14 protein-coding genes are annotated in these 25,978 nt (G+C 42.0%); 11 read left to right on the top strand and 3 right to left on the bottom strand.

Translation table 11 applies throughout. The features are described from left to right. The first annotated feature begins 257 nt into the window (after positions 1 to 257). From RMY27_RS09085 to RMY27_RS09050, 8 genes are all read left to right on the top strand, one after another. A complete protein-coding gene (locus tag RMY27_RS09085) occupies positions 258 to 1,739 on the top strand; it encodes an amidohydrolase family protein (RefSeq protein ID WP_322662401.1) in 1,482 nt (493 codons plus the stop codon). A 183-nt stretch (positions 1,740 to 1,922) separates the two neighbouring features. Further along, positions 1,923 to 3,125 (top strand): acyl-CoA dehydrogenase family protein, encoded by a 1,203-nt coding sequence (locus RMY27_RS09080; protein ID WP_322662400.1) that lies wholly within the window; start codon positions 1,923 to 1,925, stop codon positions 3,123 to 3,125. A gap of 83 nt (positions 3,126 to 3,208) precedes the next feature. After that, the gene (locus RMY27_RS09075; protein ID WP_322662398.1) at positions 3,209 to 4,030 is read left to right on the top strand and encodes a class I SAM-dependent methyltransferase; all 822 of its coding nucleotides are present in this window, start codon (positions 3,209 to 3,211) and stop codon (positions 4,028 to 4,030) included. A 460-nt stretch (positions 4,031 to 4,490) separates the two neighbouring features. Continuing rightward, positions 4,491 to 5,519: an aliphatic sulfonate ABC transporter substrate-binding protein gene (locus tag RMY27_RS09070; protein WP_322662396.1), complete on the top strand. Its 1,029-nt coding sequence runs from the start codon at positions 4,491 to 4,493 to the stop codon at positions 5,517 to 5,519. A gap of 343 nt (positions 5,520 to 5,862) precedes the next feature. Beyond that, positions 5,863 to 6,969, top strand: coding sequence for an aliphatic sulfonate ABC transporter substrate-binding protein (locus tag RMY27_RS09065; protein ID WP_322662393.1), 1,107 nt, complete (start codon positions 5,863 to 5,865; stop codon positions 6,967 to 6,969). A 37-nt stretch (positions 6,970 to 7,006) separates the two neighbouring features. Next, on the top strand, positions 7,007 to 7,870 hold the full coding sequence (locus tag RMY27_RS09060; RefSeq protein ID WP_322662391.1) for a TauD/TfdA family dioxygenase: 864 nt from the start codon (positions 7,007 to 7,009) through the stop codon (positions 7,868 to 7,870). Positions 7,871 to 8,159: 289 nt separating this feature from the next. Then, positions 8,160 to 9,350 carry an aliphatic sulfonate ABC transporter substrate-binding protein gene (locus RMY27_RS09055; protein WP_322662389.1) on the top strand — a complete coding sequence of 397 codons (1,191 nt, stop codon included), beginning with the start codon at positions 8,160 to 8,162 and terminating at the stop codon, positions 9,348 to 9,350. A 241-nt stretch (positions 9,351 to 9,591) separates the two neighbouring features. Then, the gene (locus tag RMY27_RS09050; protein WP_322662386.1) at positions 9,592 to 10,680 is read left to right on the top strand and encodes a sulfonate ABC transporter substrate-binding protein; all 1,089 of its coding nucleotides are present in this window, start codon (positions 9,592 to 9,594) and stop codon (positions 10,678 to 10,680) included. A gap of 22 nt (positions 10,681 to 10,702) precedes the next feature. On the opposite strand, the gene RMY27_RS09045 is transcribed toward RMY27_RS09050, so the two are convergent. Then, entirely contained in the window at positions 10,703 to 15,490 is a 4,788-nt protein-coding gene (locus tag RMY27_RS09045) for a PAS domain S-box protein (protein ID WP_322662384.1), read from the bottom strand. A gap of 503 nt (positions 15,491 to 15,993) precedes the next feature. Between RMY27_RS09045 and RMY27_RS09040 the strand changes: the two genes are divergently transcribed. Both RMY27_RS09040 and RMY27_RS09035 read left to right on the top strand, forming a co-directional pair. Then, on the top strand, positions 15,994 to 16,278 hold the full coding sequence (locus RMY27_RS09040; RefSeq protein WP_322662382.1) for a hypothetical protein: 285 nt from the start codon (positions 15,994 to 15,996) through the stop codon (positions 16,276 to 16,278). 191 nt (positions 16,279 to 16,469) lie between these two features. Next, the gene (locus RMY27_RS09035) at positions 16,470 to 18,677 is read left to right on the top strand and encodes a CHASE2 domain-containing serine/threonine-protein kinase (protein ID WP_322662380.1); all 2,208 of its coding nucleotides are present in this window, start codon (positions 16,470 to 16,472) and stop codon (positions 18,675 to 18,677) included. A 129-nt stretch (positions 18,678 to 18,806) separates the two neighbouring features. Here RMY27_RS09035 and RMY27_RS09030 read toward each other — a convergent pair whose 3' ends face one another. Continuing rightward, a complete protein-coding gene (locus tag RMY27_RS09030) occupies positions 18,807 to 20,450 on the bottom strand; it encodes an NB-ARC domain-containing protein (RefSeq protein WP_322662378.1) in 1,644 nt (547 codons plus the stop codon). 202 nt (positions 20,451 to 20,652) lie between these two features. On the opposite strand from RMY27_RS09030, the gene RMY27_RS09025 reads away from it, so the two are divergent. Continuing rightward, entirely contained in the window at positions 20,653 to 21,210 is a 558-nt protein-coding gene (locus RMY27_RS09025; protein ID WP_322662376.1) for a hypothetical protein, read from the top strand. Between the two features lie 442 nt (positions 21,211 to 21,652). Here RMY27_RS09025 and RMY27_RS09020 read toward each other — a convergent pair whose 3' ends face one another. Next, positions 21,653 to 25,237 (bottom strand): NB-ARC domain-containing protein, encoded by a 3,585-nt coding sequence (locus RMY27_RS09020; protein WP_322662375.1) that lies wholly within the window; start codon positions 25,235 to 25,237, stop codon positions 21,653 to 21,655. Between the last annotated feature and the right edge of the window lie 741 nt (positions 25,238 to 25,978).

Below are 25,978 nucleotides of genomic sequence, written 5' to 3'. Positions count from 1 at the left end.
CAAGTCAAATTACCCCCCTTAATCCCCCCGATATATTGGGGGGAAACCGGAAAATCTAGTTCCCTCACGCCACATGCTTCAAGTCGGCAAAGCCGCCCAACGCAGTGGCTCCCCTTTATAAGGGGAGGGTTAGGGTGGGGTAAAACATTGATTAATCAGCTATTTCAGACTTGTGTGTACACCGTAGCCTTAAAAATGGGGGCTAGGGGGGATCTCAAAGATACACAAATCTTTTGAATAATTTAGGGTAAAATATCATGACGATCGCTCTAGACCGCCCACAAAAAACCAGGTCTGCTCAAATTCGAGAAAAACTTGGTTATCCCATCATTGACACCGATGTACATACCCAAGAATTTGAACCGGCAGTCTTGGATTATTTAGAGCAAGTTGGTGGAACTGAAATTGTCGAACGTTTCAAAGAAAATTTACCAGGAGCTTCCCGCTTTAAGTGGTATAAGCAAAGTTGGGAAGAACGTTTTGCTTATCGTACCAATCGCCCTAACTGGTGGGGTCGTCCAACCAAAAATACTTTGAATTTGGCTACCATTAGCTTACCCAAGTTGCTGCACGAACGCTTACAAGAAGCAGGTACAGACTTTGCCGTTGTGTACCCCAACTTGGCAACAATGGCCCCGAATATCGGCAACGAAGAAATGCGGCGGGCTGTTTGTCGGGCAGTTAACACCTACCATGCTGATATTTTCCGCCCTTATAGCGATCGCTTAACACCCATCGCCGCTATCCCACTACACACTCCCGAAGAAGGGATTGAAGAGTTGGAATATGCAGTAAATGTTCTCGGACTCAAAGCAATTCAAATCCCCGGTTACGTCCGTCGTCCAATTCCTGCCTTTGAGAAGTATGGCAAAGAAGTCGCTAACGAAGTGGTTTGGATTGATAACTTTGGTTTAGATAGCCAGTATGATTACGATCCATTCTGGGCGAAGTGCGTAGAACTGAAAGTTGTACCCACAACTCACGCTTCTAGCCAAGGTTGGACAACTCAGCGTTCTGTCACCAACGCCCAGTACAATCACATTAATCACTTCGCCTTTGCAGCCGAAGCATTATGCAAATCGCTGTTCTTTGGTGGAGTTACCCGCCGCTTCCCGCAATTAAAGTTTGCCTTCTTAGAAGGTGGTTCGGCTTGGGGTGCTAGTCTCTACGCTGATATTATTTGGCACTGGGAAACCCGGAACAAACAACATTTGTTGTCAAATAACAATCCTGCGATCATCGATAAAGAAGCACTAGTAGAGTTGTACACCCGCTACGGTGGCGAACTCGTAGATGGACGCTTAGATAAAATTGGTGATGGTTTAGGATTCCACCATCAACTATTAGCTCCAGAAGATCCAGGTGAACTCGACGAATTTGAACTAGCAGGAATAGAGAAGCCAGAAGATGTGCGCGATCGCTTCTTGAATCATTTCTACTTCGGTACAGAATCAGACGATACCCGTGTAAGCCAAGCTTTTAATCGTGCAGCTAATCCCTTTGGGGACAGAGTTAAAGCCTTCTTAGGTTCAGATTCCGGTCACTGGGATGTGCCAGATATCACCGCCGTTACTGCCAACGCCTACTCAATGGCAGAACGCGAAATCATTACCGAAGAAGACCTCCGCTACTTCCTCTCAATCCATCCTTTAGAGTTGTACACCAGTCTCAATCAAGACTTCTTCAAAGGTACAGGTGTTGAGAAAGCCGCAAACGAATATCTGGCGGCTAAGAAATAACTTTCATTAGTCATTAGTCCTTTGCAAATGACCAATGACTAATGACTAACGACAATTGCAACGTTCCATGTTCCATTTCCTCTGTTCACTTGTAGCGTGGGCCTGGCCCACTCTACATTTCTCTTCTAAATTCTGTGTCTGATTGCTGCCTACTGCCGAAACAATACCAAGGATGATTTGATTATGGTGCTAGATATTACAAAACCGAAGGATTACATTGACCTAGCAGCTTCTCTATCCAAGGAACTTGCTCAATCCGCAGTTGAACGCGATGCCAAAGCTGGAGTTCCAGAAGAGGAAATTAATAAACTGCGTGAAAGTGGTTTGTTGTCACTGATTGTACCTAAGCAATATGGTGGAATTGGTGCAACTTGGATTGATGCTTTAAAAATTGTCAGAAAACTGTCAAAAGCAGATGGTTCAATTGGTCAGTTATATGGGAATCACCTAAATTTAACGGCTTTGGGTCACGTTTCTGGTACACCAGCCCAAAAGGAAAAATACTATAGAGAAACTGCTAAGAATAACTTATTTTGGGCAAATGCAATTAATACAAAGGATACTAGGCTGAAAATTAACCCAGAAGGCGAGAATTTTCGGGTTAATGGTGTTAAAAGTTTTGGTACAGGTATTTCTGTTGCAGATTATCGGGTATTCTCTGCTTTAGAAGATGGTGTAGAATTGCCTTTCATATTCATAATTCCCAAAGACAGAGAAGGGTTAGTTTCTAATCAAGATTGGGATAATATTGGGCAACGTCGCACTGATAGCGGCAGTTATACATTTAACAATGTCTTAGTAGAAAAAGATGAGATTTTGGGGCCACCAAATCCCCATGATAGTGCCTTCTCAACTTTTCTTGGGATTATTGCCCAGCTAACAAAAACCAACGTTTATCTAGGAATTACTAAAGGAGCCTTTGCAGCTGCTCGTGAATATACTAAAACTACTACTCAACCGTGGATTACCTCAGGAGTAGATAGTGCAACTCAAGACCCATATATTCTGCATCATTACGGAGACTTTTGGGTTGAAATTCAAGCTGCGATCGCTCTAGCTGACCAAGCAGCCGAGAAGGTGCAAGCAGCATGGGACAAAGATGTAGAACTGACTCATCAAGAAAGAGGAGAAGTTGCGATGCCTGCGGCGAGCTTCGCTAACGCAGTTTCCGCATCTAAGGCATTAGCGACCCGTGTAGGTATAGATATTACCAACCGCATCTTTGAAGTTACAGGAACACGCGCCACAGCAACCAAATATGGATTTGACCGTTACTGGCGGGATTTGCGAACCTTTACCCTGCACGATCCTGTGGATTACAAATTGCGTGCGATCGGTGATTGGGTACTTAACGAGCAGCTACCGATTATCACCCAATATTCTTAGGGCATTGGTTATTTCTCTCTTCACCTTTATCCCCAAAGACGCGATTCATCGCGTCTCTACAAAATCTAAAATCCAAAATTGATATGACTCAACTCAAAACACTTCCTACCTACGACCCAAGTTTATTTGAGGGAGCTGCTGAAGGCTACGCTCAATATAGAACCAAATACCCACCGATTGTATTCGACAAACTAGCCGAAATATTTAATCTCAATGGTCAAGGACGACTCCTTGATTTGGGTACTGGCCCAGGGTTAATTTCCATTCCTCTGCGAACCAAATTTGAAGAAGTTGTGGCGATCGATCCCGATCCAGAAATGATTGCAGAAGCTAAACGGCAAGCAGCAGCAGTCGGAGCAAATAATATTACTTGGTTAGAACAAGGAGCAGAGTTAATCGACTCTAGTTTAGGGAAATTTAAGTTAACCACTATTGGTAGAGCCTTCCACTGGATGGAACGCGAACTAGTGCTTGAACGCCTTTATGAATTGCTAACTGATGATGGTGGACTAGCACTGCTTCAGACTGGTGATAACCCTTGGGAAAGCAATTTACCTTGGAAACAAGCTGCTGTTGGAGTAGTGAAAAAATGGTTAGGTGAAGAACGCCGGACTGGACAACGAGGACAAGGCACTCGTAAGCCAGTCGATCCTCCTCATGAAGTTGTAATTGGCAATTCGGCTTTTGCTCGTCAAGAAAACTATGAAGTGCTATTTGAAAAATCTTGGACTGTCGATAGTTATCTCGGCTACTTATACACAACAGCCTTCTCTTTGAAAATTTTCTATGGCAATAACGCCCCAGCATTTGAAAAGGATCTTAGAGAAGCGCTACTAGCAGTTGAGCCATCTGGACATTTTACAGAAGAACTCAAAGCTACAATTTTAGTCGCTTGGAAGCACTAGCAAAATTGAACATGATTGAAAAATAATTCAGAATCAAAACGCCACAAATTTAAATCTTCCACTAGCACCCTCCTGGAGTGGGGCCTTCTCACTCCACTTCCTAAATTTTTCCCTCTCAATTCTTAAATTCTCAGTTCCTCGAGTCGTTATAGGGTGGGTAATACCCACTCTCTTTTCTATTTTATAAATTCCCAAAAATTATTTTTATTTATTAAAAAAATCTTCTCTATGACACGTAAACATGATAAAAATGATTTTTATAAAACTGGTCAGAGTATCTATAACCAAATCCATTCATACAAGCCCAATCCCCTTGTAGAGACGCGATAAATCACGTCTTAGATTTATCGCATTTTGAAAACCCAATTGTCTAATTTTTAAATCTGAATTACCAATAAAATTCAGCCCAACAAAATAAAAAATAAAAATATCCACTTACTTCGATAAATTACATTGAATCATGTTCATAAGCTACAGAAAGTCATGGTTGCCTGCGAATATAGCTCGTTATTTTTTGCTGGCGTTTACGACCTTCCTGTTAGTTACAGGCTGTAGCTCTCCAAGCACTCAAAGCAATACTCCCCAAGTTGAGCCAACTACTGCAAGCTCAAAAAAACTAGAGGTTATCAATATTGGCCATCAGAGTGGTACACCAGGTCTGAACCTACTCAAAGCTCAGGGCTATTTGGAAAAGCGCTTTGCTGCTGACGGTATTGCTATCAAGTGGATAGAATTTCGAGGCGGCCCGCCAATGATGGAAGCAATGGCTGCAAATAGTGTTGATATTGGCAACGTTGGGAATCTACCACCAATTTTTGCTCAAGCTGGTGATAACCCCATTGTTTATGTTGCTGCAACCGGCTCCAACGCAGGCGCTCAAGCAGTTATTGTTCGTAAGGATTCACCAATCAAAACTCTTACTGAACTCAAGGGTAAGAAAGTTGCTATCCAAAAAGGAACAGCTCTACAATATTTGCTTTTAAAAGCTATAGCAAGTGCTGGATTAACTCTCAATGATATTCAACCTGTTTATTTGACTATTCCAGAAAGTCAGGTTGCTTTTGAAAGCGCTAGGGTTGATGTTTTACCTACTAGCGATCCGTTTTATGCTCGAAAAGAGCGAGCAAATGAAATACGAGTTCTAGCCAAAGGTTCTGATGTCGCTCCCCAAAGAGCCTACTATATCGCTACACGCAATTTTGCTGAAAATCACCCCGACTTAGTAAAGATAATTTTAGAAGAACAAAGAAAAGTAGAAGAATGGGCTAAAGCTAACCCCAATGAAGTTGCTAATTTGTTAGCAGCGCAAACTAGACAAGAACCGGGAGTCTGGAAATGGGCTTTAGAAAGGCGACCTATCTTAGGGGTGTTTGATATAACTGATGAATTTGTCGCTGAACAACAGCAGGTAGTTGAACTTTTTTACAGTCAAAAGCTGATTCCTAAAACTTTTCAAATTAAAGATGCAGTATGGAAACATAAGAGTTAATTTATTACAAGATAAGTCATAATGCAGAATGCAATCAGTTGGGATTTTAGACCCAGCACTGGATTATTTCTTCGATGTAGTTGAGAAGGATTTTACAGGTTGCTATAGCTGTTTATAATCAACAGTGTCGTGCAAAATTATTATTTACTTATAATAGCTTCGCATAATTAAGGGTAATCATGATAATAGCTTGATGTAAATTAATGGCATTATTTTATAGTAGAAAAGTATTTAATTAGTCTAATTTTCAACTATATTAATAAACAAGAGTTTTTTTGGTTATTTAGACCGCAATTAATCATAATTGTTCTGACCACCGATCAAGGAATAAATAAAACAACCCATGCCAGCTTCAAAAGGAAAGTTTGAATTCAGGAAAAACCAGAGAGCAACGCGTCGTTCGTTGTTGTTTGCTTTGGGCTACTGCTTAATGCTATCGACAGTCTTATCGAGTTGTGGCGAAGCCAAAAATAACACTCAGCAGTCATCAGCTTCCCCTGAGTCTGTAGGTGCATCTAGCACTACACAGAAGTCAACTGAGAAGCAAGTAGTACGGATTGTACGTTCAAAACAACTTTCAGCTTTAGCAGTTTTAGAAAAACAGGGTTCCTTGGAAAAGCGATTAGAGCCTCTGGGTTTTAAAGTACAGTGGGCTGAGTTTGCGGCTGGGCCACAACAGCTAGAAGCCCTAAATGCCAATGGACTGGATATCGCATCCACAGCCGAATCGCCTCCTATCTTTTCACAAGCAGCCGGAGCGCCTCTTGTTTATCTAGCTACTACACGCCCTAGTGGTAAAGCTATTTCACTTTTAGTTCCTGTAAACTCTCCGGTTAAAAGTGTTACTGATTTGAAGGGTAAAAAAGTAGCTTTTCAGAAAGCTTCTATCGGTCACTACTTATTAGTTAAAGCGTTAGAAGATGCAGGACTAAAACTGAGCGATGTCCAATCAGTTTTTTTAGCGCCACCAGATGCAAATGCGGCATTTAGTCAGAACAAGGTAGATGCTTGGTATATTTGGGAGCCATTCGCTACCAGAAATGTACAAAAGAAAATAGCTCGTGTTTTAGCAGATGGTGGGAAGTTGCGGGATACTGGCAACTTTTATTCAACTTCACGCCAATTTTATCAGGCTCATCCTGATGTTATCAAAGTGTTTCTAGAGGAGTTAGAAAAGGCGGAAATTTGGACTAAGGATCATCCCAAAGAAGTTGCACAATTACTTGCTCCTGTAACTCAGTTAGATCCACCAACTCTAGAAATAATGCATAAGAAATATGACTATGGACTACGGCCAATCACTGATAAAACTATTACCAAGCAACAGGAAGTTGCAGACAAGTGGTACAGCTTAGGACTTATTCCCAAGAAGGTAAATGTTAGAGACGGTTTTTTGACACCTGAAGAGTACGCCAAAATTACTCCTTCAGAGGTTTTAGCGAATAAGTAGTTATCCCCAAGAAGAAACTAAAATTCAGGAGAATATTATGCCTAGCTCGACTTTGACAAAGGTTAAAATTAGGTCTATTGATGCCCCTTTGGGAGCTATAGTTACCGATCTGGATGCCAGTCAACCGATCGCACCTGAAGTCATATTACAACTTAAGGAAGCTCTACGCGATCGCCACATCTTGATCTTCAAAGACCAAAAGCTCTCCGATGAACAACTTTTGAGCTTTTCTTTATACTTTGGCGCACTCTTTGTACCATCTGATGAAACTCCAGTATTGGCTTCTAAACCAGGAGAAACTCCGGTAGTGATTCCGATTTCCAATGTCGATGGTGGCTATACCGGTACTGGAGAACTCACTTTCCATTCCGATCACAAATGGACTCCTACCCCGTCTAGTGGTTCGCTTCTTTATGCGTTGGAAATACCAACTCATGGTGGAGATACCTATTGGTTAAACACCAATTTAGCCTATGAGGCATTAGATGAAGCCACCAAAGAACGGATTGCAGATTTACAGTTGATTACCTACAACCCATTTTTGCGAGATCGGAATGCACCCCGCTCTTTGTATCGTTTGGACAAAACTATTCCTTTAATCAGTCCGATCTTTCCCCATCCTTTAGTTAGAACACATCCAGAGAGTGGTAAAAAGCATCTTTACTTAGATGCTGCTACAGAAGTGGAAATTGTCGGGTTAGAGCCGGAAGAAGGATCTAAACTGATTGAACAGTTAAGACAACATCTAACTCAACCCAAGTTCTACTACGAACACAAATGGTCTGTAGGTGATATTGTCTACTGGGATAATCAAGCTACCTTACATTACCGTCAAGCATTCAATCCAAATGAGCGACGAGTATTAAAGCGGGTTAGCCTTGCAGGTAGTCGTCCCTTTTAGAATTTATAGCTCAGAAGATTAAGCTAATGGGCATTTGATTCTATATATTTTTAAGGCAGTCAAGAGCCAAGAGTTATTCTGGATTCTTGACTGATTAAACTTGTCTAAATATCACAGTATATGCTTATAAATATAAATCGTAAAAACCTTAGTTTTTTATTTAAAACAAGTGTTTATGAATACTTTATCTCAAAACTAACTTTGATAATATCTAAACTGAAGTTGAGAGTTATTAGCACTCGTTAAAACCGCTACAACGGTAATTATTAAATTTAAATAAAAAAGTATTATGGCACTTTTCAAACTTTTGCAAAGTCTCAATTTGTCTATCAATAAGCCGCAACAATCAAAAACAAGCAAGACAAAGACGGTGCGTGAGTATAGCTTAAATACTAAATCTATAGAAGCAAAATATAAAATTGAGCATAAACCTATATCTTTACTGATAGCTGCTTGCTCCCTCACAATACCAATGAGCATAGTTGGTTGCAGCCAAGAAACTAAAACTACTCAAAACGAAGCATCCGCAATTAGTACACAATCTCAAAATAAAACAGTTTCTAATACTCCCCAAAAGCAAGAACTACGAGTTGTTTATTCTAAGCTTGGTTCTCTTGCAGTTATGAGAAAGCAAGGAACTCTAGAAAAAAGTTTGGCAGCAAAGAATTTTACTGTCAAGTGGCTAGAGTTTGCTGCTGGCCCACAAGCTTTAGAAGCGTTAAATGCTGGTTCCCTTGACATTGCAGCTACAGCTGAATCACCACCTATATTTGCTCAAGCCGCAGGTACACCTCTTGTGTATATTGCAACAACTCGATTTAATGGTAGAGCAGTTTCTTTTTTAGTACCAAAAAACTCTCCAATTAAAAGTGTTGCTGACTTTAAGGGCAAAAAAATCTCCTTTCAAAAAGCCTCTATTGCCCATTATGTCTTACTAAAAGCGTTACAGAAAGAGGGACTAAAACTGAGTGATGTAAAATCTCTGTTTTTGCCACCTCCAGATGCAAATGTGGCTTTTAGTCAGGGAGGAATTGATGTTTGGGTAATTTGGGAACCTTACATTACTAGAAATGTCCAAGCAAATCTTGGTCGTGTATTAATAGATGGACAAGGACTTCAAGATATTGGTAGCTTTTATACTACCTCACGGAAATTTGCTAAAGAGCATCCTGAGATTCTCAAAGTTTTTCTAGAGGAGTTTATCAAAGCTGAAGATTGGTCGCAGAAAAATATTGATAAGTTAGCAGAACTTGAGACTGGTGAAGTTGGTATTGATGTACCTACTCTCAAAACAATTCATAGTAAAGCAGTATATGGTCTGTTACCTATCACCGATAAAGTTGTTAACAAACAACAACAAATAGCTGATTTATGGTATGCACAAGGACTTTTACCAAAAAAGGTTAATGTCAAAGATGGAGTACTTACTCCAGAAGAATATGCAGCATTCACACCTGATTCAATTAAATCTAATAAGTAATTGAAGAAGAAGTCAGGAGTCAGAATCAAGATGCTCTCTAAGAGAGGCTGCGCGTAGTTTGCTTCTGCTTGCGAGTACGCATACTTGTTAATGTTGGGCTATCCACCAATATTACAGGATTCAGAATTACTCCTGGCTCCTATTTCGATAATTGGAATCAACTTTAAAAAACTGGAAAATTTAAGTTGTTAGCTGATGTTTTTATATCAGTAGTTCATTACAAACTGAGGTGCAAAAAAAAATGTTTAATGATTTCGTGAAAACTCAGACAACAGTAATCAGTAAGATAGCATTATTTGTAATTCCTGGTTTTGTGGCTTTATCTACTACTTTAATAAGTTGTACATCAACTGTATCTAACACAAATACAGGAAGTGATCCGAAAGCAGAGCCAGCAGGGGCTAAGACTATAACTTTTAAAACAAGGGTACTGCGAATAGGGTATCAAAGTTCTGGTGATTTAGTTAGAGTCAGAGGAGTTTTAGAAAAACGTTTGGAGCCTTTGGGCTTGAAAGTCGAGTGGTCACAATTTGCTCAAGGGCCACAACTTATGGAAGCGATGAATGTAGGCAAAATTGACATTGGCTCAGTTGGAGAAACGCCTCCGATCTTTGCCCAAGCTGCGGGTGCAAGAATTATCTATTTGGCTGGGAGAAGACTTGGCCCTAATTCTGGTAAAGGTAGTGCGATCGCAGTTCCGAAAGATTCTCCAATTAAAAAGTTAGCTGATATCAAAGGTCAAAAAGTAGTCTTTCAAAAAGGTTCTGCTTCTCACTATTTTATCATCCAAGCCTTAAAAGAAGTAGGTTTAAAATATAGTGATATTCAAGTTTTGAGTATGCCCAATGTCGAAGCTCGTGGTGCATTTATTCAGGGTACTATTCCAGTTTGGGTAACTGGCGATCCTCATTTAGCTTTGGTAGAAAAACTCCACGGTGCGCGTGTGCTGAGAGATGCAACAAATATCGGTACTCCAGGCGGATACTATGTAGGAACACGAGAATTTGCTAAGGAAAATCCCGAATTAGTTCGGATCATTTTAGAAGAAATTGATAAAAATGGTCAATGGGCAGAAGCGAATCGTAAAGAAGTAGCTAAACTCATAGCGCCTGTACTCAAAATCGATTTACCCATTCAGGAAGTAATTTCTAGCCGTGCTACTTATCGCTTAAGAGGAATTACTCCAGAACTAATGCAAGCACAGCAAAGTGTTGCTGATTTGTTCTATAACGAAAAAATCTTACCAAAAAAAATTGATGTTAAAGAAGCATTACTCACGCCTCAAGAATATGCAGCTATTACTCCCGAAACACTCGTTAGTGAAAAATAAATTTTGAATTCTGACTCTTTTTTTATTCAGCGATTAAGTTAGCGATCGCATCTACTAACTCGCTTGGCTCTACTGGTTTGGCAATATGCTTGTTAAATCCGGCTCTTAGTACCTGTTGGGCGTTCATTTCTCCAGCATAGGCGGTAAGTGCGATCGCGCGAATTTTTCCTCCCTGTTCTGCTGGCAGTGTTCTCAACTGTCGCATGAACATACATCCATCCACTTCTGGCATTCCAATATCACTTAAAAGTATATCTGGCAAGGATTGGGCTAAAGTGGCTAAGGCTTCATTGGCTGATGTTACTGCTGTCACATTTGCCTCATACTGCTCTAGTAAGAAGACAATAAATTCTCGCGTATCTGTATCATCATCCACTACTAAAATTTTGACCCCATTCAAATTTGAAGATGGCTCAGAATTGCTACTATCTTGTTTAATCTCTAATTGATTTTGAATTAACGGTAATCTTACAGTAAAAGTTGCCCCCCGATCTTCGCCCTCACTTTCTACTTGGACTGTTCCACCATGCAGTTCGACTAAGTGACGGACGATCGCTAATCCTAACCCCAACCCACCAAATTTTCTGGTGGTGCTGCTGTTCTCTTGGCGAAAATATTCAAACACGTAAGGCAGAAAATTGGGGTCGATACCTTTGCCTGTGTCGCTAACTTGAATCAGTGCTGAGTTATGAGTGCTGAGTGCTGAGTTGAAATTAGAACATGATGATAGTCGAATATCAACCCGTCCGCCTTCTGGTGTAAATTTAACTGCATTTGAGAGCAGGTTCCAAACGATTTGCTGCAATCGGTTGGAGTCTCCCAAAACTTGTCCCAAATTTGGTTCCAGGCTGATGTGCATCTCAATTGACTTAGCTTCTGCTGATAGCCGCACTGTCTCCATTGCTGCGGAAATCACAGATGTTAGATCGACTGGGTAAATATTCAAGCTGATTTTACCTTGTAAAATCCGGGAAATATCCAGTAAGTCTTCAATCAGTTGAGCCTGTAACTTCGCATTTCGCTCAATAGTCTTCAGCGCTTGAGGAATTGTCTTTTCATCAAGCTTTTTGGTCTGGAGTAGCTTTGACCAACCTAAAATTGGGTTGAGTGGCGATCGCAATTCATGAGAAAGTACTGCCAGGAACTCGTCTTTAATCCGGTTGGCGTTTTCTGCTGCTTTCCGGGCGGTTTGCTCTGCCTCGTATAAACGGGCACGTTCCATAGCTTGAGCGCACTGCTGTGCTAGGGCCAGCATAAAGGCTTGGTCATCTTGATTAAACTGCTGAATTTCGGTAAAAGCTAGAGACATTCCACCTATAGCTCGTCCCTCGATGAGCAATGGAATCGAAATCCAAGCGCCGTAGTTGGACTGAGCATATTCCTTGGCAAGATTTGAGTAACGAGCAATTCTTGTTTCGGTTGGCTCTTGCCAAATAGGCTGTTTAGTTCTTACTGCTTCTGCCAGTGGCGCGGATGCATTAATCGAGAATCGACGCCATGAATCTACTATTTCTTGTTGCCCGCCAACAGTTCGGACAAGTTCTAATTCAGTGCCGCTTTGAGTCAGTAGTGCGACAAAAACAGAACTAGCTCCCAAAGCTGCTATACCTTGCTCTACAATTACTTCAACAACTTGTGTCGCAGTTAAAGATTCAGAAAGGGCAGCGGTAATTGCTTGCAGACGGGTAGTGCGAGATGCTGCGTGTAAAGCCGCCTGTTGAGATTGCTGTGCTTCTCTGTAGAGTCGGGCATTATCAACTGCGATCGCCGCTCGGCTAGCTAACTCTTCAGCTAACATCAGGCTTTTGGTATCGTAGAAACGACCTGAAGAAGATACCAAAGTCATCGCTCCCAACACCCGTCCCCGAACGATTAGCGGTACGCTCATACCAGATGTTGGATTTAGTTCTTGCAGGACTTTGAAGTGACTGGCGTTGTGGGTTAACCCTTGCATCTGTTCATCAGAAATAAAATGAGTAATTTGTGATTTGCCTGTCCGTATTACCTTCGCAACACCTGCTGTTTGTGCCAAATCAGGCGGATAATTTTGTAACTGTTCTACCAATTCTTGTTTCTCTGGATTGGCATGGGCTGTTGCAACCCGACGGACTAATTGATTGTCACAAATAATATCAACTAAGCACCAATCAGCAATTTCCGGCACTGCCAAACGCGCCAAACCTGCTAGGGTTATTTCGTAGTCTAATGATGCAGCCAAAATCCCACTAGCTTCTGCTAAGAAACGCTGCTCCTCTTCCACTTGTTTACGCTTAGTGATATCTCGCGAAGACGCTTGCATCTCTAAAATTTCTTGAGTTTGGCGATCGCGAATAGCTCGAATAGTTGCTTCCAACCAGATATAATGTCCGTCTTTGTGACGAGCGCGGTGAGTAACGGTATAAATATCTGGTAAATCGGCATTGACTGGGTAATTCTTGGCAATTTCTGCCAAATCGTCTGGGTGAACTAACTCCTGGCTGTGATGACCTACTAGTTCCTCTGGTTGATATCCCAGTACTGTGTAACAAGCTGGTGAAATGTACAGAAGAGTTCCATCTACTGTGTGGCGGGAAATAATATCAGTTGAATTCTCAGCCAGCAGCCGAAAACACGCTTCACTCTCGCGCAGTTTTGCCTCTGCCTGCTTGCGTACATTAATGTTACGGAAATAAAGTGATAACCCTGTGGCTGAAGGATAGGCGCGAACCGCAAACCATGCATCAAAGGGTGGGTAATAATCTTCAAGCTCAAGCGGCATTCCTAGAGCAACTGCGCTTTGATAAAGTTGACCAAAGCTAGTATTAGCCAGTTCTGGAAACTCTGACCATAAATTTTTTCCCAGCAGATCCTCGCAGGAACGCCCTAAAGTTCTGCTTCCCTCATGATTGAGATATGTGAAGCGCCATTCACTATCAAAGGCAAGAAAACCGTCAGTGATGCTCTCTAAAATTTGGGTAACTTGCTCTTTGGCAGTTTCAGCCTCAACACGAGCCGCTTGCTCCCGCTCAAATAACTGTTCGCGCTCGGCTTCTGCTTGCTTGCGCTCCGTGATTTCTTGGCAGATTGCGCCCACCCAAGTAATATCACCTGGTAGTTTAATCGGATAATAATTTACCGACCAGTGCCGCTGCTTTCCAGGTGCGGCGGGTGTCTCTCCACTGGCCTCTTGGGCAATAGATTCTCCCGTGTTGATCGCATGGTGTAAAGCTTCCATCACCGCAGGATCTACCCCTGGTAGCACTTGAGCAACGGTCTTACCGATATGCGCTGCTTGGGGAAGACCGTTCATCTCAGCTAAAGCGTCATTCAAGCGAACGTATCTCAATTTCTCATCCCATAGACCAATACCTACAGGGGCGTTATTGAAGAGGGTATCAAGCAGAACGTTAGCTTCAACCAAGCGAGTCTGTTCGGTTTTCAGTAGCGCCAGCAATTGTTCGCGTTCCGCCTCAGCTTGCTTGCGTTCGCTGATATCCATGCACATTCCTACCCATTCCTGGACTTCGCCTATTTCGTCAAGTATAGGCACACCGCGTATAGCCATGTCACGGTATTCCCCGTCATGCCGCAGAACGCGATATTCGGCAACTGCAACGCTACGTCCAAAAAAGGCTTGTCTCCAAATAGCAGCTACAGATGTCCGGTCATCTGGGTGTAATGCATCAACCCAACCCCATCCTTTGTATTGTTCGAGACTTTGCCCAGTGAACGCCTCCCAAGTCGGAATCTCGTCAACAACGTTGCCCCAAGGCCCGGCGCTCCAAACGATGGATGCGCTTGCTTCTGCCAGTGAGCGGTAGCGTGCTTCACTATGACGAAGATTTTCTTCTACTTGCTGCTGTCCATCTAAATATTGCCGCAAATCTGTAACCTCTCGAACTTTTAGGTTATCAATTAAATCTTTAACAATGGTAGAATTTTCCTCTCCAATCGAGACACCTGGAATTTCAAAAATCTGACGATATTTTTTCTCACTTTCTTGCAGTAATGATGAACTTCGCTGCTGCTCGATGAACTGACCAATTTGAGTGGCGATCGCACTCATCATTTGGAGTAAATTGGTGTCAGGTTCTAAAATTTGAGCGCTGAAAAATTCGATCGCGCCTAAGATTTTATTACCCAGGCGAATCGGAAATCCGATGGCGGCGGCAAAAAAATTCTCGTTTTGGGCGGGTTCTGAAATCCAAACAGGTTGAGCACTTGCCCAAATCCGATCGGCTAAACCTTCACTAAAAGCAATTGTCTGCTGGTTAAATGGTTCTTTCTCCAAATCAGATGAATACCAAGTACTCATGCGGTGTAGAACATTAGCTTCATCGTCTACACTCCAGATTATTCCAGCTTGCCATCCTAAACTTTCGCACAAGGATTGTAGAATAGCTGGAACCGCATTCACAAGCGTAGTTGCCTCAGAGAGGACATGAGCGATCGCATACTGTGCACTTAGAAGCTGTTGGCTGCGTTTGCGCTCAGTAATATCTGTAATTAAGATTGATACACCACTTTCTGAGGGATAAACGCGGTTTTCCAACCAGCGATGCCATTTTGGATAGAAATACTCAAAATTTACTGTAACTTGTTCAGTAACAGCCCGGTGCAGTTGAGTGTAAAGTAAATTATTAACTGTGTCAGGAAACTCCCAAATACTCTTGCCTAAAAAATCTTCCTTATTTATGTTAGCTAATTCAGCTAGCTTGCCATTAACGTAGGTGTAGCGCCATTCACGATCCAATATGACAAAAGCATCGCTGATCTTAGCTAAGACCTGTTCAACGTCTTGGGTGATAGTTGCTGGAACTTCAGCAGTCACAGTTTCTGCTCCTCATTTTGAAAGTATTTGGCTAAAAGCACCTTACCTGGTTCTCTCATTTGGTATAGTAGCTTTTCAATTTGTTTTATAACCAGTGGCGAAGGTCGTGTCCGTCCGTTTTACCATCGGTTTATAGTGTGGAACGAAACCCCTAACATCGTTACCAGTTTTACTTGTGATAGTTTGAGGCACTACCGAGTCTCACGAACCAACTGTGCAATCCTTGGCTGTTTGATTAGATATAGCAGATGCTATAACTTTGACTCCATCTGTCTACAGCTATAGACCTTAGACTTCTTGGCATTTGTCGGGAAAAGGGAAAGGGGGAAAGGGTAAAGGTTTTGTATTTTCCCTTCCCCTTTAACCTTTAGCCTTTTCCCACAAGAGTGCAAAAAGTACTTTTACAAGAAGTCTCTTGTAAATTGGTGATTATGTACTACATCAACTATCATGCAAGCTATTTAAGCTAGTAATAGAATTGTTTTAATTCAGGGGATAAGAATATGAAGGTTTGGCTTGCCTGTTTTTTAGTGCTGTTTGCCTTAGCGGAACTGTTTGATTGGTTGCAAGAATTTAATCTGCCATTACCTATCTATATTTTGGGTGGCGCTTTTTTAGCTGTTGCTTCTAACTATGATAAGATTGTTGGCTCCTATTTTGCCGATTCCAGCATTGAAGCATCACTTGAACAACCTCAGTTAGATTCACTAACTCCATCTACTAATCCGATTTCTTTCCCAGTTACCAGTTCTGTTGAAGATGTTCAAACATCTCAAACAGATGATTAGTACTTGTCTGATTCTATGGTTGACGCTGGGCGTAAGCTTGCTTTCAAAGTAGGAATACGTCAAAGCATTTAAATAGCAAGTTAATTGCTACATTAATAGGAGCTTCAGGTTAACTAGCTTTTAACCTAGATTCCAAAAATTGACTTCTGCGCCTGCAACATCTACCCAATTCAGGCTACCGCCTCAACGCCGTGATTAGTGGACTATTAGAAAAACTCCGTATACCTTTTGTGAAAGTTCAGGATTCCCGTGAAACTTCTAAGAGCAAAAGCTGGCTGCAAATTATTTTTGTTACCAGTGTAGGAGTGACCGCCTTTATCTGGGGAGTTCGGGAACTCAAATGGTTACAGCCTTGGGAGTTAAGAGTTTATGACCAGATGTTGCGATCGCGTCCGGCAGAAGCACCCGATCGACGGATTTTGCTAGTTAAAATTACTGATAAAGATATCAAACGTGAGAAATGGCCTCTATCAGATCGGAGAATCAATCAGCTATTAAAGAAAATAGAGTCTTATCAACCGCGAATTGTTGGTTTATATCTTTTCCGGCCAGAAGACAATAATTTGGCGGCTAATCTCCAAAATCAAGATAACATTGTCACTACCTGTTTGTTCAGCAGCTTGGATAGAGATGAAATTCCCCCGCCGCCGAATGTCCCTATAGATAATGTTGGGTTTAGCGATGTAGTTGCTGATCATGAAAACGACCAAATTCTCCGCCGTACCTTATTATTTGCCAACTCTACAGACAAGAAATGTACAACATCATTTGCATTCGGTGCATTAATTGCAATTAATTATCTCGATAAACAAGGCATTAAATACGATTTCACTCAAAAAGGAGATTTTCTGTTAGGTAAAACCTTATTTGTGCCTTTACAACCTAATTCTGCTGGCTATCAACATTTGGATGCTGCTGGCTATCAAATATTATTAAATTATCGTCACCCCAATAGCCTCGCCGACCAAGTAACCCTTACAGATGTTCTTAGTGACCAAGTTAACCCCAGTTTATTCAAAGACCGTCTGGTAATTATTGGTACCACAGCGGCTAATATCCCTCCAGGTGGCTTTTATACACCCTACAGCACTTTGCCAGATCAACCAGCTAGAATGCCTGCTCTGTTTATTCATGCACAGATAGCAAGTCAACTCATCAGTACAGTGTTGGATGGGCGACCCTTGATTTGGTATTGGCCCGACTGGGCGGAATTTATTTGGGTATGGGGCTGGTCGCTATTAGGTGGTGTTTTAGCATGGCGGTGGCAAAATCCGCTGCTTTTGCTAGTGGTGGGAACGATAACTCTATTTGGCTTAGTAGTAATCTGCGTTGCTTTATTTTTACAAGCTGGATGGGTGCCATTAATCCCTCCTGCTCTTGCTTTGGTGATTAGTAGTATCTGTGTGATTGCTTATACTAGCTACCAAAATCAGCGGCAAACTCAGGTGATTGTTCTGCAAGTTGAAAAACAACAAGAAGCGATCGCTCAATTAAATGTACTCTTAGAAGATAAAACAGCAATTCCCGACTCGTCTGTTGACTTTCTTCCCCCAATTGATTCACCAGAAACAAAATCAGGTGATTTGCTTTTGAGTGGACGCTACAAAATCTCTAAAACTCTTGGTGCAGGTGGATTTGGTCGCACTTATTTAGCACAGGATACTCAACGACCGGGTAATCCTACTTGTGTAGTTAAAAAGTTAATGCCAGCCCGCCAAGATGCACGATTTTTGCAAGTCGCCCGCAGATTGTTTCATAGTGAAGCTGAAATTTTAGAAATTTTGGGTAAACATCATCAGATTCCTGAACTACTTGCTTATTTTGAAGATAACCAAGAATTTTATTTAATCCAACAATATATTGAGGGACATACCCTAAGCGAAGAATTACCACCCGTACAAAATGTCCAAAACGAATCATTTGTGATGGAAATGCTCAAACAAGTTTTAGAAGTTCTAGAATTTGTTCATCAACATCGAGTGATTCATCGGGATCTTAAACCGACTAATATTATTAGATGCGCTCAAAATAATCGCTTGGTATTGATTGACTTTGGTGCTGTCAAATTGATGCAACCGCCGAGTAGTGAGCAAACAGAATTAGCCACAGTAGCCATTGGGACACGGGGTTATGCACCTCCAGAACAATTTGCCGGTCATCCCCGCTTATGCAGTGATATTTATGCTTTAGGAATGATTGCTATTCAAGCCATCACTGGGATACCACCGCAAGAACTTCATCCAGATCCAGAAACGGGTAATGTGATGTGGCAGCAAACAGTGCAAGTGAGTGAAGAATTAGCGGCAATTTTAGATAAAATGGTTTGCTATCATTTTAGCGATCGCTATCAATCAGCCACCGCAGTTTTACAAGATTTAAAACGTTTTTCAACTAAGTAATTATGATGTCCGGCTAATTAGTTATAATTCCCTTTCTCTATGCAGAAAGCCCAAAAACCCCTCCCCTCTGCACCTCTGCCCCTCTGCCCCTCTACGGTCTTAATGATAAATCTTTAACCGGACATGATATTATCTGGGCGAAGCCAGAATGGGATGGGATTGCTTCTGACTGTTTGAGCCTGCCTTGTTCCTGCGCCATCTTATCTGCTTATCCCATTCCCCATGCCTAAAAACTTCATCCTCTTGTAGATAGGGTTTTTCATTTTGGAGCTTTCTAACTAGTCTGCCAAGTTTATCCTCAAGCCGATCAGCAGAGCCAAGGGTTATTCGGAGTTGATTTAGAATAGGTCTTACAATCAGATGAATTTGACTATCGTGGATGTAGTCTTTTGCCTGGGCTTGCATCGAAGCATAGGTCAGCAGATATTGCGGTGATTCTGTGACGATTTCCTCGCAGACTTGCTCAATCAAGCACTTTATCACATATTCCATTACCATAGGTTGCTGTGTGAATCCTCCAGTATTGCTTTCTATCAAGCTACGCCAGCGTAAAGATTCGAGGACTGAGATTAACTTAGGCTTAGGCAATATTGGTGTAAAAGCTGTCTGCAATTCTGTCGATGAAAGCTTGCCCCGATTAATTGCCAGCCAGTACATCACTTGCTGCTCAGACGTGGAGAGTCTTTTGAATTGTTGTTCTAGAAGATTGCCAATGCCCTGAAATACGGTTGTGCCTTCAGCAAAGAAGCAGGCGATGTTACCTTCATGTAAGTCCCGAATGGAAGTGGCGGCAATTTTCAAAGCTAGGGGATTACCACCGTAACATTCAACCAGTTGGCGGGTTTCGTCCTCAGAGCCTGATAGCCCTTTGAGTTTCAGAATTGTTTGCCCGGCTGCAACTTCTAATCCTGATAAAGCAAGGGTACGGACTGGCAAAGCATCACCTTCCAAGGCGGCGATTTCATTAGGTTTTTCTCGGCTGGTGAGCAGGACACAGCTTTGATGCCCAGTCTCTCCCAATCGCCATAGGAGTTCACCGTAGGATTCGTAGCCCTCACGGTAACAGCCTGTACCTTGCTGCAATAATGTGTCGAAATTATCCAGAATCAGCAAGCATCGAGATTTGCGGAAATACTCGATTAAACAAGTAATTTGCTCATGGGGGGAAGCAGGCAATGTGGTAACTTGTTGATGAGAAAGGATTTTGATGCACTCCGTCACCTTGTCGTCAAAACAAGGTGCGTGTCGGAGCGATCGCCAAATCACATATTCAAATTCTCCCTGCAATTGTTCTGCTAGCTTCACCGATAGCGCGGTTTTGCCCACACCACCCATACCTAATAGTGTGACTACACGAGCGCGTTGTTTACCGCCGCAGGCATCTCTCACAATCCATTGGCTGAGGGTTTCTAATTCTGTAGTACGTCCATAGAACTGGGAAACGTCGATTGCTTCACCCCAATTTGTATAGTTCGTAAAGGGTTGAAAGTTTAAGGTTGAGGAGGTGTTTATGTCCTTTTGTCGCTGTGCAATACGCATCAACACTCCTTGCAGGTTATTTTTGGTAACTTTTTCGCCCAAAGCTTGAGAGAGCGATCGCCATAATTCCGAGCCAACATCTTTGATGTGACCGGGGTCATAAGTGACTGCTCGCGCCATTTCGAGATAAGTTTTTCCTTCCCAAGCGTAGCGAAATACAATCTCTTGCGCTCTCGTTAAGCGTCCTCGTTCCAATAATTGCTCAACTATCGCGATCGCTTCTTCAACCGTCATTTCTTTCGGTAGTAATACAGGCTCACTACAATATTCACACCAGAAACTTGATTTTTGGTCAAAAGTTTACGTAAATCTACGAAAAAGAACCCGACCTTTTCCCGACCTTTTCCGACCGACAAGCTTGATACTAGCCCTTTAGAATCTATGTAAGATCAAAGCGATCGAGAATCTAACTAAATTATTTGTTGAGGTCAAAGACATGGCTTATTACTATTACGGCACAAGCGGAAATGATTATCTAAACTACACTGGTTCAGACAGTGTTTTTGCCTATGCTTATGAGGGAAATGATACTATCTATGGCAATACTAACGACGATTACCTCTATGGCTATAGTGGCAATGACTACCTATATGGTTGGACAGGTAATGATGTCTTATACGGAGACTCTGGTAGTGACAACTTATATGGTGGAGGTGGTAACGATACTTTATACGGTTCTAGCTCAACTGCCTACGACGGTTATGAATATGATACCTTAAATGGTGGCGATGGCTACGATAGGTTTGTTTTAGGTACATCCTATGATGGAAACTATTATCAGGGAGGTGGCTACGCTACGATACAAGACTACAATCCTACGAATGACTATATCCAACTGAAAGGAAGTGCAAGTTCTTTTTATCTTGGTACTGCAAATTATGAAGGAACTAGTGACCTTGATACACTCATATATCAGAATGATGGTGACTTGTTAGCAGTAGTTCAAGATCGGACTGATATACAGTTAACCAGCTATTATGTCAGCTTTGTTTAGTCCTACTACAGTTGGGAAATAACTCTACAGTTCCAAATCTTTGATGACTTTAGAGCAACGCAATTTCAGCTCGCTCCTCAGCTTTATTTATCTGAATTTACACTCTTGTATTTACAACCAAGGAAGTTAAAACTCCACTTGTGAGAGGAGCATTTAAATTGCGGAAATTTGATAACTCTCATTCTCTAACCCAGTTTTTTAAGAGGTTATTTGAAAAGCATTATTGCTTACATCTGAACCTCAAAAACCTAACCCCCATTCACTAGTAAGGAATGGGGGTTTCAAATTCAAAGGCTTTTGAATACAAAGCAATACAGTTCAGTTAAGGATAATTGGTCTTTCAAGACGCGATAAATCACATCTCTACATGAGGGTTTTGTTGCTCATTTTGAACTGTATTGAGATATAAAGCGTTTACTCCTGAATTCAGAATTCTGCTGTATCAATTCACTTCTAATGCACCCAAAGCTTTTAAAGTTGCTACCTCTGCCTCAGTCAACCCTTTCACCCCAGTAATAATCATGCCTTCATACGGGCGGGCTGGTCTTAACGTTTGCCGACATTGCCCCGTAGTAATATCCCAACAGTTGATTGTTTCATCCCAACTACTACTGAGAAGAGTTTGAGCATCTGGGACTAGACTAAGCGACCACACCCAATTGAAATGATTCTGTAGTGTAGCAAGGCAGTCTCCAGTAAGTGTATTCCAAATTTTGATCGTGCGATCGCCACTACTGCTAATCATGCGATCGCCATTATCGACGAACAGAATACAAAGTATCTGGCTGGTATGCCCAGAAAATGTACGCAGACAAACCCCTGTGTCAATGTCCCACAGTCGTACCAAGGAGTCATCACCACCAGTAGCAACATATTGACTATCTGGACTCACTGCAACTGCCCAAACACGGTTTGAGTCTGCCTCCCAACTATGAAGACAGGTTCTTGTTTCAATATCCCAGCGTTTAACTATCTTTTCATAGCCACTGCTGAAGAGAGTTTTTCCATCAGGGCTAAAGGCGATCGCCAACACAGAACCAGGATGACCTTGCAATGTTTGCCAACATTCACCAGAACGCACATCCCATATCTTGATTGTATGGTCGTAGCTAGCACTAGCAAGAAAATTACTGTCTGGACTAAAAGCAACTGCCCAGACCCAACTATCGTGACCATGCAAAGTTTTAAAGCATTGCCCTGTATGGGGACTCCAAAGCTTAATAGTCCGATCTGCACTGGCGCTGGCCAGCAACTGTCCATTGGGACTGAAGGCGACAGAGAAAATTCGATTGCTATGTCCATGTAATACACGAAACGGCTGGAGGTCAAGCTTTAAGTGTTCCGGGGCATTGACATCCCAGAGTTTGATTGTCTGGTCTTCGTGTCCACTAGCAAGTAAGTTTTGCTGCCAACTGTATGCGATCCCATAAACAGCATTACTGTGTCCTTGGAAGGTTTTAGTACACTGTCCTGTCTGAAGTTCCCAGACTCTAGCTGCGTGGTCATCTCCACCACTAGCAATTAAGTGTCCTTGAGGGTGAAAAGCAACTGACCAAATTCGATTTGTATGCTTTTCCAGTGTATCCAGACATTTCCCTGTGTTTATATCCCAAATCTTCACAGTTTGGTCATAGCTGCCACTTAAAAACTGTTCACCCTTGGGGCTAAACGCTACCGAGGTTACAACCCCTGCGTGTCCCTGCAAGGTCATCAAACACATCCCGGTATGTAAATCCCACGCTTTCACGGTTTGATCGAAACTGCCGCTTGCTAATATTTGCCCTTCTGGACTGAAAGCGATCGCTTTTATCCAGTGCTGATGCCCTTCTAAGTTTTGCACACAGCATCCAGTTACTAAATCCCACAGCTTGATTGTGTTATCTTCACCAGCCGTTGCTAAAATTTGATCTGCGGGATGAAAAGCTACACTCCACACACAAGCATGATGTCCTTCTAGAGTTTGCACACATTTGCTTGTAGCTAGATGCCAGACTTTAACTGTGTAGTCATAGCTAGTACTAGCAAGGAATTGACCGTCAGGACTCCATGCGATCGCTGTGACAATGCTAGTGTGACCGCATAGCGTTTTAAAACATTCTCCTGTGGTAATGTCCCAAAGTTTAATTGTATGATCCTGACCACAACTAGCTAAAACTGAATGCACAGGGCTAAAAGCAATATTCCAGACCCAACTGTTGTGTTCTTTACAGCTAAATAGTTGTTTACTATTGGTAACATCCCAAACATTAATTTCACCATTTGTATCACTGGTAGCAAGACAGCACCCATCTGAACTAAAGGCAACGCTAGTAATGCCGCCAAAGGTCGCAGCAAAAACACAATCTTGAAAGTTGGTTTGGCTAAAGTTCACCCGATGTAAGTTGAGCAAGCGTAAATCGCAGTTACGGATAGTGAGATGCGAAAAATCATACCCTGTCAAATCAGTTTCTAATTGTGTCAGTAAATTCAGCAGATTACCGCCACCATACCCAACTGGATCTATGGCTTCATTTTGGAGCTTTCTCACTAGTTTGCCAAGTTTATACTCAAGCCGATCAGCAGAGCCAAGGGTTATTTGTAGCTGATTTAGGATAGGCCGCACAATCAGGTGAATTTGACTATCGCGGATGTAGTCTTTGGCCTGGGCTTGCATCAAAGCATGAGTCAGCAGATATTGCGGTGATTCTGTGACTATTTCCTGGCAGACTTGTTCTATTAAGCAGTCTGTGACGTATTCCATCACCACAGGTTGCTGTGTGAATCCTCCAGTATTGCTTTCTATCAAGCTACACCAGCGTAAAGATTCGAGGACTGAGATTAACTTAGGCTTAGGTAATGTTGGTGTGAAGGCTGTTTGCAGTTCTGTCGAGGAAAGTTTCTCCCGATTAATTGCTAGCCAGTACATAACTTGCTGCTCCAAGGTGGAGAGTCTTTTGAATTGCTGCTCTAGAAGATTGGCAATGCCCTTAAATACGGTTGTGCCTTCAGAAAAGAAATTGGCGATATTGCCTTCATATAAGTCCTGAATGGAGGTAGCGGCAATTTTCAAAGCTAGGGGATTACCACGGTAACACTCAACTAGTTGGCGGGTTTCTTCTTCGGAACCTGATAGACCTTTGAGTGTCAAAATTGTTTGTCCGGCTGCAACTTCTAATCCTGATAAAGCAAGGGTACGAACTGGCAAAGCATCACCTTCCAAGGCGGCGATTTCATTAGGTTTTTCTCGGCTGGTGAGCAGGACACAGCTTTGATGCCCAGTCTCTCCCAATCGCCATAGGAGTTCACCGTAGGATTCGTAGCCCTCACGGTAACAGCCTGTACCTTGCTGCAATAATGTGTCGAAATTATCCAGAATCAGCAAGCATCGAGATTTGCGGAGGTACTCGATTAAACAAGTAATTTGCTCATAGGGGGAAGCAGGCAATGTAGTAACTTGCTGATGAGAAAGGATTTTGATGTAGTCTGTAACCTTGTTATAGAAAAAGGGTGCGTGCCGAAGCGATCGCCAAATCACATATTCAAATTCTCCCTGCAATTGTTCTGCTAACTTCACCGAGAGCGCGGTTTTACCAATACCACCCATACCTAACAGTGTGACTACACGAGCGTGTTGTTTACCGCCGCAAGCATCTCTTACAATCCATTGGCTGAGGGTTTCTAATTCTGTAGTACGTCCATAGAATTGGGAAACGTCGATTGCTTCTCCCCAGTTTGTGTAGTTCTTGAATGGTTGAAAGTTTAAGGTTAAGGAGGCATTTATGTTTATGCCCTTTTGTCGCTCTAAAGTTCGCTTCAGTACTCCTTGCAGGTTATTTTTGGTAACTTTTTCTCCTAAAGCTTGAGAGAGCGAGCGCCATAATTCCGAACCAATATCTTTGATGTAACCACAATCGTAATCAGACTCTACAGACATATCTAAGTACGTCTGTCCTGCCCAAGATTCACGAAATACAATCTCTTGAACTTTTGTTAAGTGTCCGCGTTTTAATAATTGCTCAACTAGTGCGATCGCCTCTTCAACCGTCATTTATTTTCGTAACAATACTAAGTTAACTACGATATTCGCACCATAAGCTTTATTTATTAAAAAAGTTTGCGTAAATCTACCAAGAAGATCCGACTTTTTTCCGACCTTTTCTGACCATCGAACTTTATACCAGGCAGTAGAGTATTTGGATAAGCAGTATTCATATCCCCAACTTCTTACAGGGGATATAGGAGAAGCAAAACAAAGTAAGCAATAGGAATGAACAAACAATTAGGAATTGGTTTGACTTTGGCTGCATGAAGTTTTGGAATGATTATAGCTTATTAATTATTTGCAAACACAAAAATGCTCATGTCTAAATGAACCCGTTTCATAATGAGAATTTCTGTTGCCGTTATCCAGCTTAATTTGAGAATCCAATATTATGTTAAAGATCATCCGACGAGAGTTTGTGACTGCTGCATTATTCTTAACAGTTCCAATTGGCGCAATTCTTACTGGTGTTGATATCAAACCTGCATTTGCCGATTGCAATCCCTTTGGCTGTTCACCATCTAGTGTTGCTGAATGTAATCCTTTCGGCTGTCCTAATGGACCACTAGGCCAAGCCTGTACGCCCTTTGGTTGTCCACAATCACCACAACCGATTAGCGCTAGTGACGATCAAATACCTGGACGTAGACGTTTAATTAGATGTATAAGAATATTGCGGCGTGAAGAAGTTGTTGGTAGGAGAGAGGCTGATAATGTTTGTGAATCTTTAATAAGATCTGAAAGGAT

The sequence above is a fragment of the Nostoc sp. DedQUE09 genome, assembly GCF_034530915.1.
Classification (GTDB): domain Bacteria; phylum Cyanobacteriota; class Cyanobacteriia; order Cyanobacteriales; family Nostocaceae; genus Nostoc.
The sequence above is the reverse complement of the archived record's forward strand: the minus strand, read 5'-3'. Positions and strand labels throughout refer to the sequence as shown.